The 12,321-nt window shown below is 35.6% G+C and carries 14 protein-coding genes; 5 read left to right on the top strand and 9 right to left on the bottom strand.

Translation table 11 applies throughout. The features are described 5' to 3' along the window. Window positions 1-7: 7 nt before the first annotated feature. From EGI05_RS15160 to EGI05_RS15150, 3 genes are all read right to left on the bottom strand, one after another. A complete protein-coding gene (locus EGI05_RS15160) occupies window positions 8-643 on the bottom strand; it encodes a hypothetical protein (protein ID WP_123263872.1) in 636 nt (211 codons plus the stop codon). 78 nt (window positions 644-721) lie between these two features. Beyond that, on the bottom strand, window positions 722-1,408 hold the full coding sequence (locus tag EGI05_RS15155; RefSeq protein WP_121462357.1) for a response regulator transcription factor: 687 nt from the start codon (window positions 1,406-1,408) through the stop codon (window positions 722-724). 79 nt (window positions 1,409-1,487) lie between these two features. Further along, a complete protein-coding gene (locus tag EGI05_RS15150; RefSeq protein WP_123263871.1) occupies window positions 1,488-3,035 on the bottom strand; it encodes a sensor histidine kinase in 1,548 nt (515 codons plus the stop codon). Between the two features lie 201 nt (window positions 3,036-3,236). Here EGI05_RS15150 and EGI05_RS15145 point away from each other — a divergent pair, with 201 nt between their 5' ends. Beyond that, window positions 3,237-3,725 carry an SRPBCC family protein gene (locus tag EGI05_RS15145; RefSeq protein ID WP_123263870.1) on the top strand — a complete coding sequence of 163 codons (489 nt, stop codon included), beginning with the start codon at window positions 3,237-3,239 and terminating at the stop codon, window positions 3,723-3,725. Between the two features lie 111 nt (window positions 3,726-3,836). Here the strand turns inward: EGI05_RS15145 and EGI05_RS15140 are convergent, their stop codons facing one another. The 5 genes from EGI05_RS15140 to EGI05_RS15120 form a co-directional block, all read right to left on the bottom strand. After that, window positions 3,837-4,178, bottom strand: coding sequence for a hypothetical protein (locus tag EGI05_RS15140; protein ID WP_123263869.1), 342 nt, complete (start codon window positions 4,176-4,178; stop codon window positions 3,837-3,839). A gap of 44 nt (window positions 4,179-4,222) precedes the next feature. After that, window positions 4,223-4,585, bottom strand: a complete 363-nt coding sequence (locus EGI05_RS15135; RefSeq protein WP_228428625.1) for a four helix bundle protein — start codon at window positions 4,583-4,585, stop codon at window positions 4,223-4,225. Between the two features lie 14 nt (window positions 4,586-4,599). Then, window positions 4,600-6,645 (bottom strand): S9 family peptidase, encoded by a 2,046-nt coding sequence (locus EGI05_RS15130; RefSeq protein WP_123263868.1) that lies wholly within the window; start codon window positions 6,643-6,645, stop codon window positions 4,600-4,602. 88 nt (window positions 6,646-6,733) lie between these two features. After that, entirely contained in the window at window positions 6,734-7,474 is a 741-nt protein-coding gene (locus EGI05_RS15125; RefSeq protein WP_123264382.1) for a uroporphyrinogen-III synthase, read from the bottom strand. An 11-nt stretch (window positions 7,475-7,485) separates the two neighbouring features. Continuing rightward, entirely contained in the window at window positions 7,486-8,055 is a 570-nt protein-coding gene (locus EGI05_RS15120; RefSeq protein ID WP_245142994.1) for a DUF4271 domain-containing protein, read from the bottom strand. 175 nt (window positions 8,056-8,230) lie between these two features. On the opposite strand from EGI05_RS15120, the gene EGI05_RS15115 reads away from it, so the two are divergent. From EGI05_RS15115 to EGI05_RS15100, 4 genes are read left to right on the top strand one after another with little or no spacing between them, the layout of a single operon-like run. Continuing rightward, window positions 8,231-8,947 carry a polyprenol monophosphomannose synthase gene (locus tag EGI05_RS15115; RefSeq protein ID WP_123263866.1) on the top strand — a complete coding sequence of 239 codons (717 nt, stop codon included), beginning with the start codon at window positions 8,231-8,233 and terminating at the stop codon, window positions 8,945-8,947. Next, window positions 8,944-9,312, top strand: a complete 369-nt coding sequence (locus tag EGI05_RS15110) for a DUF4296 domain-containing protein (RefSeq protein WP_123264381.1) — start codon at window positions 8,944-8,946, stop codon at window positions 9,310-9,312. Before EGI05_RS15115 ends, EGI05_RS15110 begins: the two co-directional genes overlap by 4 nt. Window positions 9,313-9,318: 6 nt before the next feature. After that, window positions 9,319-10,452 carry a tRNA guanosine(34) transglycosylase Tgt gene (gene tgt, locus EGI05_RS15105; protein WP_123263865.1) on the top strand — a complete coding sequence of 378 codons (1,134 nt, stop codon included), beginning with the start codon at window positions 9,319-9,321 and terminating at the stop codon, window positions 10,450-10,452. Window positions 10,453-10,462: 10 nt separating this feature from the next. After that, window positions 10,463-11,575 (top strand): LptF/LptG family permease, encoded by a 1,113-nt coding sequence (locus tag EGI05_RS15100; RefSeq protein ID WP_123263864.1) that lies wholly within the window; start codon window positions 10,463-10,465, stop codon window positions 11,573-11,575. On the opposite strand, the gene EGI05_RS15095 is transcribed toward EGI05_RS15100, so the two are convergent. Continuing rightward, window positions 11,569-12,282 carry a biotin--[acetyl-CoA-carboxylase] ligase gene (locus EGI05_RS15095; RefSeq protein ID WP_123263863.1) on the bottom strand — a complete coding sequence of 238 codons (714 nt, stop codon included), beginning with the start codon at window positions 12,280-12,282 and terminating at the stop codon, window positions 11,569-11,571. The two genes, EGI05_RS15100 and EGI05_RS15095, sit on opposite strands and share 7 nt — an antisense overlap. Window positions 12,283-12,321 lie beyond the last annotated feature (39 nt).

Below are 12,321 nucleotides of genomic sequence, written 5' to 3'. Positions count from 1 at the left end.
ACGAAAATTATGGCAATGGATCTCCTACTTTTACGGCGCAATTATGCCATGGTTCTCCGTGAGCCGGGTTCACTTTGGGTTTTTCTCCTGTAGGAGCCGGTTGTTGTACAGGAGCCGGTGTATTTTGAGCAATTGTCTGAGCCGGTTGTGGAGCAGGAGCCGGTTTGCTATTTAACGGTTGTCCTACAGGAATATCACATCGATGTCCTGGTTCTCCATGAGGAGGATTCATTCCCGGAGCCGTTTTTACAGGTTTTCCGGTTTTGTTGTCAACGGTAAACTTACCGGGTTTCATGGCATTAGGATCAATCTGAATGGTCTGGTTGTTTCCTACTGTTATGTTTTGAGCTGAGCTAGCTTGAGCCGGTTTGCTGTTTAATGGCTGTCCAACAGGAATATCACAACGGTGTCCTGGCTGTCCGTGCGGAGGATTCATTCCCGGAGCGGTAGCTTGGACAGGTGCTGCGGTTTGGGCAGGCTGAATTCCCGCCTGATTCAAAAGAGAAGCTTGAGGAGTATTGTTCACTGCCATATTGGATGGCTGAGTCCCTGCTTCTTCTTTCAGATAGGTTGCTCTTTCATCTTTTTTGCAGGAAACGGTAAGTATGGAAATGGCCATGAAGCCCAACAATGTATTTTTCATATCCAGTCGTATGAAACAAAATTAGCAAAACATTTTTAATTGTTTTGCTAATTTGATATTTATAATCTTTTTTACGGATTAATTTTTAACTAAAAGCCTGAATCCTTCTCCGTGAACGTTGATGATTTCCAATCCTTCGTCATCTTTCAGTAATTTACGAAGTTTGGCAATGTAAACATCCATACTTCTTGCCGTAAAATAGTTTTCCTTTTTCCAGATCTTTCTTAAAGCCAAATCTCTCGGCATAAAATCATTTCTGTGGATACAAAGAAGTTTTAGCAATTCATTTTCTTTTGGAGAAAGTTTATATTCTTTATCACCCACTCTTAGTTGTCTCAACATAGAGTCAAAGAAGATATTGCTGATCTTAAACTGCTCCTGCTCTTCATTTTCCAATGTAGAGCTTCTCTGAAGGATTGCCTTTATTTTATATAAAAGTAGTTCAGTATCAAATGGTTTTGTGATATAATCATCTGCACCCAACTGATATCCTTTTAAAATATCTTCCCTCATGTTTCTTGCCGTAAGGAAAATGATCGGTGTATTTTTATCGATCTTTTTTACATCTTCCGCTAATGAAAACCCATCTTTTTTAGGCATCATCACATCGAAAATACAGATGTCGAATTCATTTTCCGTGAATTCTTTCAATCCTTGTTCTCCGTCTGTAGCAAGGGTAACATCAAAATTATTTATCGTTAAATAATCTTTCAATACAGCCCCAAAACTCTGATCGTCTTCTACTAATAATATTCTGTTGCTCATAATTTCAGTAATTAAAAATTAATAATAAGAATGAACGTTCTCACTCTATCTTCTATACTTTGTTATTTAGGTTTACTATTTAATGCATTGGCAGTTTGATGATAAACGTGCTTCCCTTTCCTTTATGGGAATCTACGATAATCTGGCCTTTATGCAGTTCTACTATTTTCTTTACATAGGATAATCCCAATCCTTGTCCCTTCACATTATGGATGTTTCCTGTTTCCTCTCTAAAGAATTTCTCAAAAATCTTAGTCTTGTTCTGGGTTTCCATTCCCATTCCTTTATCGGAGATCTCAATCACATACCAGCTTCCTTCATTTCTTGTTTTAACATGAATCTCAGGAGCTTCAGGAGAATATTTGTTGGCATTGTCCAATAAATTCACCAGCATGTTCGAAATGTGGAACTCATCTATTTTGAAGATATATTGATCTGCTGTAAATTCCTGTGTAAGAGAACCGTTTCTCTGATCGACAATCAGATTGAATGATTCTGTAGTCTTTTTGATCAGTTCCCTTACATTGGTTTCTTTTAAGAATAATTTTACCTCATTTCTTTCAAGCTTAGACATATTCAATACATTCTCCACCTGTTTTTTCATCCTAAGGTTTTCCTGTTTGATGAGGTTTGAATAATATCTTACTTTTTCAGGATTCGTAGCAATTTTGTCATTCGCTAAAGAATCTGTTGCCACGGAAATGGTTGCTAATGGAGTTTTGAACTCGTGTGACATATTGTTGATGAAATCCGTCTTTACTTCCGCCAGCTTTTTCTGCTTCATCATATAATTGATGGAAATGATATAAATTCCTAAAATGGTCAGAAGAGAAAGGAATGTTCCCAATAACATCGGCCAGTTGTTCATCGCTAATGAGTATTCTTTTTTAGGAAAAACTAAAGCAAGGCTATATAAAGTGCGGTCTTTTTTATCTGTAAAAAGCGGATACGTATAGGCATCACTGTCTTTTTTCTCTTTATAAACCTTGTTCGCAACACTGGTTACTTTATTATTCTTATCGGTGACACCAAATCCAAATTTAGCGTTAATTCCTCTGATTTTCAATTCCTTGGTAAGGATTGAGTCCAGGACTTTAGTATCGACTCTTTTCGTAATCGGTAAATTATTCCCATAGATTTTGGCAAATTCCTTCATGGAATAATCTCCATTTTCTATATCCTGGTTGATCTCCGCTGTAAGAGGCTCACGATTGGTCGTGTCTCTTTTTATTTTATAAGCCGCTTCATCTGTATATAATGTCGTAAGCTTTATAGAATCTCCTTTTTGAGAAATAGGAAGCTGCGTTTTTTCAATAATATTTTTAGAGTAGATGATTTGTCTCTGTGTACCGGAATCTTCTACCTGTTGAATCGTGGTTAAAGAAGGCTGGTCATTATTGGCAAGAACATTAGATCTGAAATTTTTAAAATCATCATTCAAATATTTTTCAACTTCAATTTCGGAAACATTCTTAACTGTATTTTCAAGAGCAGAATATACTTTGTTCGAAAAATCCTGTTCAAGGGCACCATAATAACCTTTCAGCCAATAAAACTGGAGCGTGACAAAAACAATCAGGGAGATTGTCATAAACACCGAGATTATTGGGATGAATTTATTATTCATTACTTATTTTTAGTTTATTTAAAGGTCGTGAATGTTAAAATTAATTATTTTAAGACTTGATAAACAAAAAACGAGCCAAAAAATTGTATAATTTTTCTTAAAAAGCAGTTTTTTAACATTTATTTATAAGTTTTTAAATACTTGTCATATGCAAAGAGCTTCCTGGGAATAAAAAAGTAAGTTTGATAAAAATATTTATTTATGGAATCTAATATTGTTTTTAACAAAGATTTTGACTCAAACAGTGTGTATGTCATGAAAATTTATGACGCAGAAGTGTCAAAAGTGTGGGATTATTTTACCAAATCCGAATTATTGGATCAATGGTGGGCTCCGAAGCCTTGGAAATGTGAGACTGTGAATCAGGATTTCAAAGAAGGAGGTGAGTGGTTTTATGCAATGGTAGGTCCGGAAGGTGAAAAGCATTATGCGAAAGTAAAATATGGAGAGATCATAGAACACCGAAGCTTTGATGGCGTTGATGTTTTCTGTGATGAAAACGGGAATGTGAATGAAAGTTTTCCGGAGGCCAAATGGTTGTTGGGTTTCACAGGAGTGGAAGAAGGAACCAAAGTAACGATCAATATCCATTTTGAATCTTTAGAAGCAATGAAACAATTGCTTGAAATGGGCTTTGAGGAAGGCTTTAAAATGGGCTTAAACCAATTGGAAGAAATTCTGAAAGGGTAATAAGGGCTTGAAAATTACATATCAAAATTTGCTTAACGGGCTTTAGCCCGTTTTTTATTTTTTTGAAAAAAATGCGGCAGTCAAAAATGAATACCGCATTTATATTTCAAACTAAATCAGTTCTTCATCCTGAAAATACTGAATGATAGCCTTTTTCATGAGTAAAGTTTGCTCATTAGGCTTTAACTCGGGCAAATCTTCCAGCTTTTCAAATTGAGGCCATCCGTCTTCATAGTGAGTAAATTTATAATACCCGAATGGCTCTAGTAACCTGCACACTGCAATGTGAATCAGGTTTAGCTTGTCATCTTTCGTATATTTTTGCTGACCGCTTCCTAGCTCTTGTAACCCTATAAGAAATAATAAAGTTTCCACAGGAGGGTTCTTTTCTGTTTGGAAATTGTCTTCAAAAAACTGTTCTATTTTTTTCCAGTACTCCGCTTCGTTGATCATAATTATTAATAAATGATAAATGATAATTGATGAAAGATAAAAAGCTAGGCTTTTAACATCTTTCTGTAGGAAGAAGTCACTTTCAGGATTTCTTCAGTTCTAATTTTTAAATCTGTTAAAATTTCTTGTTGAGCAAAACCTAACTCATCCAACATTTCAAGCCAGAATAATGTTTCGTCGGTCTCTTCTATGACAATGGATATTTTAGAATACCTTTCTGCTTTTGATCTTGCTCTACACATTGCTCTATAATTAGCCGCCATTGATGTTGATGAACGGAATACCTGCTTCCTGATCACTGAAAAAGCTTCATTATAAGGAAGTTTAGATAATTCCAAAATGATATTGATAGCCAGTTCTTTTGTCTTTGAGGCAAAAAGTTGATTGTAATCTATGCTATCCATCATTAATCATTTATGAATTATCGCTTATTCTCTAGTTTTAATAAAAACGCATATTCTAACGCATCTTCTTTCAAAGATTCAAATCTTCCGCTTGCTCCTCCGTGTCCGGCACTCATATCCGTTTTAAAAATGAGCAGGTTATAATCCGTCTTCAGTTCTCTAAGTTTAGCGGTCCACTTCGCTGGTTCCCAATACTGAACCTGAGAATCATGTAGTCCGGTTGTAATCAACATATGAGGGTAATTCTTTGCTTCCACATTGTCATAAGGAGAATAGGATTTTATATAATCATAATATTCCTTATTGTTAGGATTTCCCCATTCATCATATTCTCCGGTAGTCAATGGGATAGTTTCATCAAGCATGGTAGTTACGACGTCTACAAAAGGCACTTGTGCTACAATTCCGTGGAATAAAGCCGGCTCATAATTAATAATAGCTCCCATCAATAATCCTCCTGCACTTCCACCCATCGCGTACAGATGTTCGGATGAAGTGTAATTTTCTTTGATTAAATATTTACCCGCATCAATGAAATCAAAAAAAGTATTCTTTTTAAATAACATTTTCCCATCTTCATACCATTCTCTTCCCAGATATTCTCCACCACGGATGTGAGCAATCGCATAAATAAATCCTCTGTCTAAAATCGATAATCTTACATTGGAGAAACTCGCGTCTACGGTGTGTCCGTAACTTCCGTAACCATATAAAAGCAAGGGAGTATCAGCAGATTTCTTAGTATCCTTATGATAAACAAGAGAAATTGGAATTTTAGTTTCTCCATCTCTGGAATCTGCCCAGATTCTTTCGGAAATATAATTTTCAGAGAAAAACTTTCCACCTAACACTTCCTGTTGTTTCAAGAGTTGAGTGGTTTTCTCTTTCATATTATACTCATACGTAGAACTTGGCTGAGTCAATGAAGTATAACCATAACGTAGAACTTCAGTATCAAATTCTAAGTTAATGCCAATATAAGCGGTATAAGTAGGATCTGAAAAAGGTAAATAATGAGACTCTTGTGTGTGTTCATTAATAATTTTGATCTGCAACAATCCTTTTTCTCTTTCTTCAAGAACCAGGTAATCTTTAAATATTTCAAAACCTTCTAACAAGACTTCTTTGCGGTGAGGAATCACATCTGTCCAGTTTTCCATTCCGCAATTATTGATTTTGGTCTTTACGATCTTAAAATTAATGGCATCGTCGGCATTGGTAATGATATAAAACTCATCTTCATAATGTTCCACAGAATATTCCAAGTCATCTATTCTGGGCTGAATAACCGTCCAGTCCGCGAAAACATTATCGGAAGGGATAAAACGATGTTCATCTGAAATTGTGCTTGAACTTGCAATGAAAATATATTGTAGAGATTTTGTTTTGAAGACATTCACATCAAATGTGTCATCCTTTTCATGGAAAATCAGAACATCTTCGGAAGAATCAGTTCCTATTTTATGCCTGTACACCTGGAATGCTCGAAGATTCTTGTCTTTTCGGATATAGAAAACATGTTCATTGTCATTTGCCCAAACTGCTTTTCCCGTAGTGTTGGGAATAGTATCAGCAAGGATTTCCCCGGTTTCTAAATTCTTAAAATTGATGGTGTAAATTCTTCGGCTTACATTGTCGGTTGAAAAAGAAACCAATGTATTATTGGGAGAAACGGCTACGCTTCCCACTTCAAAATAGTTTTCGCCTTCTGCCAAAATGTTGACATCAATAAGAATTTCCTCCTCGTTGTCTAAACTTTTATATTTTCGGCAAAAAATAGGATATTCTTTCCCTTCTTCATAACGAACAATGTACCAATACTCATTAAAAAAGTAGGGAAGAGATTCGTCATCTTTTTTATAGCGGGCTTTCATTTCTTCAAAAAGATCCTCCTGAAGCTTTTCCGTATCCTTCATCACAAAATCGGCATACGCATTTTCTTCTTCAAGATATTGTATGACTGCCGGATTTTCTCTTTCATTAAGCCAAAAATAATTGTCGATCCTTTTATCGCCGTGTATTTCTAATATTTTCTCTATTTTTTGTGCCTGCGGAGCTTTCATTCAATGTTAATTCTTGTTCAAATGTAATTAAAAAAAAACCATCTTTCCTGCATTGAAAAGACGGTTATTATATTTTTAGGATGTAAAACTACTTATGAAGTGCTTTTACATACTTTTCAAGTGCCATAGTCATAGACGGGGTTTCCTTGGTAGGAGCCATCAAATCTACTCTTAATCCAGCTTCTTCAGCGGCTGCTAATGTAGTATTTCCGAAAACACCGATTTTAGTTTCATCCTGATTGAAGTTAGGGAAATTCTGTTGTAAAGATTTGATTCCTTGTGGGCTGAAGAAGATCAGCATGTCATAATCTTTAACATTAATATCAGTAAGGTCGCTGCAAACTGTTCTGTACATGATCGCTCTTGTCCAGTCGATATTTGCGGCATCTAATGTTTTAGGAATATCCGGACTCAATACATCCGATGATGGAAGTAAATATTTTTCCGTCGGGAATTTTTTGAAAAGAGGTAACAGGTCAGAGAAATTTTTCTCCCCAAAGCTGATCTTTCTTTTTCTGTAAACAATATGCTTTTGCAGATAGTTGGCAATAGCCTCCGACTGGCAGATGTATCTCATCGTATCCGGAACGGCAAAACGCAACTCTTCCGCAAGTCTGAAGTAGTGGTCCACCGCATTTTTACTGGTAAAGATAATCCCTGTATACTGCGTTAGATCAATCTTCTGAGTTCTAAGCTCTTTATTATCAACCCCTTCAACATGGATGAAAGGACGGAAATCAATTTTTATTTTTTCCTTCTTCGCTATATCCAAATATGGGGAAGACTCACTTGGTGCTGGTTGAGAAACCAATATAGACTTTATTCTCATCATTGACTATATTAAAAAAATAATAATTTCCAAAGCAACAATAAAGGCGCGATTTGGAGGGTGCAAATATACAAAAATTTATAATACCATTTTTCCGGTAAGATGTTGTTTCTGTGAAATAAATAGAAAAACACCTTGAAAATGAATACGAAACAGAAAAAGAATAAGTAATATAAAAATATTTTATTTCTGTCTATCGGGAAATAATAGTGGGTAACACATAAAATTATTAATAAAAACGATAGAATAAAATAAAATTTGGTGGCGGTAAAGTAAAAAACAGTCCATTTTTTTCCATCTCCTATACTTTGATAGAATAAAAAGCCTAAAGTGGACTTCACTCCATAAAAAAATACAATAGCAATTAAACTATACCCGAATTTGTTCAGCTGATATCCTGCAATTTGCAGATCGGCAATATATTTAGGGACGATAGGGATGTATTGGGAAAGAAGAACAGCAAGAGTGAGAGCAGTAACACAGGAGGTGATTACCCAGCTCGGAAGATTATTGCTTGCATCAAAATATTTTTGAAGCATAAAATCTCGAAGGTTGGCCTCTCTTTCTATGACATTCATCATGAAAATATATAAAAACACACAGCCCAACAATATAAAGATTACCCAATCGTTGTTCTCAGGTATTCTTACATGATTTATAAAATTTTGTGATAGCGGCAACGGAATATTTTTTGCAAAATTATAGATTATTTTGTATAAAATAAAAAGGTTAAATAAACTATCTTTGCAAACTGAAATGAAAAAACTCGTCATTATTCCAACTTATAACGAAAAGGAAAATATTGAAAATATTATTTCCGCGGTTTTTGCATTGGAAGAAGACTTTCATATTCTGGTAGTGGATGATTCATCACCCGATGGAACAGCAGAAATAGTAAAAGACTTACAGAAAAAATATCCTCATCATCTTCATTTGTCCATCAGGCATACAAAAGATGGTTTAGGAAAAGCTTACATCCATGGATTCAAATGGGCTATTCAGAACCATTATGATTACATCTTTGAGATGGATGCCGATTTTTCCCATAATCCGAATGACCTGCCTAAACTATTCAAGGCTTGCTTACAAGCAGATATGGCGATAGGATCTCGATATTCAAAAGGGGTGAATGTGGTAAACTGGCCCATGGGAAGGGTTTTACTTTCCTATTTTGCTTCCAAATATGTAAGATTTATTTTAGGACTGCCTATTCATGACACAACTGCGGGTTTTGTCTGTTTCTCAAGAAGAGTTCTGGAAGAAATCGGGCTGGATAATGTAAAGTTGAAAGGATACGGATTTCAGATCGAAATGAAATTCAGAGCCTTTAAAAAAGGATTTAAAATTGTTGAAGAACCTATTATCTTTACCAACAGAATTTTAGGAGAAAGTAAAATGAATGGAGGGATTATTCATGAAGCCGTTTTTGGAGTTCTTAATCTGAAATGGAAATCTTTAATCAACAGATTATGAGAAAAGCAATCAGTATTTTCATTTTGTTGTGCATGTTTTCGTGTATAGACTATATCGATAAGCCAAAAAATCTTGTGGATAAAGATACGATGGCTGAAATTCTGGCTGATTTGGCAGTGAACGATCAGGCAACTTATATGTATCAGGGAAAAAACATGGAAAGCGGAACCAGATTTGTTCTGAAGTCTCACCATGTAAAACCGGACGATTTTGTGGAAAGTTATAAATATTACGTAGTAAAGAATAAGCTGAAAGGAATTGCTGATGAAGCTCAAAAGATATTATTAGAGAAAGATCCGAAAGCTGAAAAATATGTTGACGAAAAAATGAAGAAGAATCAGAATGTTCCTTCTTTTGCAAGATAAAGTATGATGCAGAAATTTTTTAATATAGAAAAAACCTCTGAGGGAAAGGCGAGAGCTGGAGAGATTACCACAGATCACGGTACAATCCAGACGCCTATATTCATGCCGGTAGGAACTGTTGCCAGTGTGAAAACAGTCCATCAGAGAGAATTAAAAGAAGATATCAAAGCTCAGATTATCCTGGGAAATACTTACCACCTGTACCTTCGTCCCACCATGGATATTATGCAGGAAGCAGGAGGTTTACATCAATTCATGAACTGGGACCTGCCTATTCTTACGGATTCAGGAGGATTTCAGGTATTTTCACTAGCCAGTAGCAGAAAAATGACGGAAGAAGGAGTGAAGTTCAAATCCCATATTGACGGAAGTTATCATTTTATCTCCCCGGAAAAATCTATGGAGATCCAAAGACAGATCGGAGCAGATATTTTCATGGCATTTGATGAATGTACACCTTATCCTTGCGAATACAATCAGGCTAAATCATCAATGGAGCTGACCCACCGTTGGCTGAAAAGATGTATTGACTGGACAGAAGAAAATAAAGAATTATACGGTCATAAACAAAGATTATTCCCGATTGTTCAAGGGTCTACCTATTCAGATCTGAGAAAGATCTCTGCGGAGGTAATTTCTGAAGCTGGAGCAGAAGGAAATGCAATTGGCGGACTTTCCGTAGGAGAACCGGAAGAGGAAATGTACAGAATTACAGATGAAGTAACAGACATACTTCCAAAAGAAAAACCAAGATATTTAATGGGAGTGGGTACTCCATGGAATATTCTGGAATCTATTGGCTTAGGAATTGATATGATGGATTGTGTGATGCCGACAAGAAATGCGAGAAATGCCATGCTTTTCACCTGGAAAGGAGTGATGAATCTGAAAAACGAAAAATGGAAACGTGATTTTTCGCCTTTGGATGAATTCGGAACCAGCTATGTAGATCAGGAATATTCCAAAGCATATCTGCGTCATTTATTCGTGTCTAAAGAGTATTTAGCAAAGCAGATTGCCTCCATCCACAATCTTGCGTTTTACTTAGACTTAGTAAAAGTAGCCAGAGAACATATTATGGCAGGGGATTTTTATGAGTGGAAAAAATCCGTAGTACCGGTTTTAAGACAAAGACTTTAAAATAAAGAATATGTTTACCATTATAGACAGATATATCATTAAAAAATATCTTGGAACGTTCAGTTTCATGTTGATATTGCTGTCTATAGTGGTATTGATCATTGATATTCAGCAGAAGATTCCCCGAATAGAAAATGCAAAACTACTGGACCCTAAATTAGATTTAGGATATTTCTTAATGAATTTTTATCCTTTCTGGATCATAAATCTTGTGATGACTTTCTTGTCGATCCTTGTTTTTATCTCCGTGATTTATTTTACCTCCAGAATGGCTAATAATACAGAGATTGTTGCGGTTATCAGTAGTGGGGCAAGCTTTCACCGATTTGCAAAACCTTATTTGCTTACGTCGTTATTCATCGCTTCAATATCATTGGTAGTCAATCACTTTGTATTGCCTTGGGCGAATATCAAAAAAAATGAATTGGAGGCCTATACGTATAATGCAGCCAATAAAGAAAAAGTTTTGGGGACTGCTCCCGCTTCCGCGCAGCTTAGCAAAACAGAATACATCTTCGTTAATTCCTGGAACAAAAGAGAAAGAAGAGGTTCTGGTTTTATTTTCCAAAGGTTTGATAAAAACAGAAAGTTGATGTATGAGCTTAAAGCTAATGACGTTTATTGGGATAAAGACAAGAAGCAATTTGTCTTGAACAGCTATTTTGAAAAAACGGTCAATAAAGATGATTCTGAAAAATTAGGAAATGGTTTTGAATTAAGGAAAAGCTATGGACATGCTCCCGAAGAGCTTTTCCCGAACGAACTTTTAGGACAGAACAAAACCACCCCGGAACTGCTTAAATTTATCCAAAGAGAAAAGGAAAAAGGAAACAGTAACCTGAATGCCCATTTAAATGAGCTGTATCAAAGGACTTCTATGCCGGTTTCCATTGTTATTCTTACCTTTTTAGCGCTTTCACTTTCTTCTCAAAAAAGAAGAGGAGGATTGGGTATTAACCTTGCGGTAGGGATTTCTTTGGCGTTTATTTTCGTATTCTCTTTTGAAGCATTAAAAGTAGTTTCTGAAAATAAAAGTATGAGCCCTGCTTTAGCCATGTGGTTCCCGAACATAATATTCTTACCGTTAGCTTTATTCCTATATCTGAGAAGAGCTAATCAGTAAAGAAGCCTTATTTCTTTGTGATAAAAAGATTGCAGACCGTCTTTTTCCATCTCGATCCAGATTTCACCCTTTTCATCTGCAAAACGGATAATGCCATTTTGTCTGCCTTGTTCGTTTTCAAACACTGAAATCTCATCTTTTCGGAATAGGTTCGAATTAAAACGATCCATGATTTCCTGCTCAGAAGGAATGGTTTTCAATTTCTCCACCAAAAAATCATGATATTCGGAAACAAAATTCTCAAGATCAAAACGTTTTCCTGTCTGCGTTAATAATGATCCAGCATTAGAAACCTCAAATTTTTCCTGAAGAATATTGATTCCGGAACCAATGATGAAATAATTTTGATCATTAATTTTTTTCTTTTCAATGAGAATTCCAACTATTTTCTTATTTTTAAGAATGATATCATTCGGCCACTTGATTTTCACGGGGCTTTCAGTCAAATTGGCAAGAAAATCCCTGATGATGGTTGCGGTATAATAATTGAATAGACTATCAGGAACAGTAAAGTTTGAAGTGTTTACAGCCAACGTGTAAGCCAGATTGTGTTCCGGAGCAGATGCCCAGCTATTTCCATATTGTCCTCTTCCTTTGGTTTGATTAAAAGTGTAAACACAGACAAAATCTGAACCTTCGTAAAGTAAAAACCTGGAAATTTCGTCATTAGTAGAAGAACATTCTTTTAGGTAAAACAGTTCGCCCATTTAAGAAAACTTTAAGACATTAAAGGCCTAAAAATAAGG

It is taken from the genome of Chryseobacterium daecheongense (assembly GCF_003729955.1).
Lineage (GTDB): Bacteria > Bacteroidota > Bacteroidia > Flavobacteriales > Weeksellaceae > Chryseobacterium > Chryseobacterium daecheongense.
Note: the sequence above shows the minus strand (reverse complement) of the source record. Positions and strands in the feature narration are given on the sequence as shown.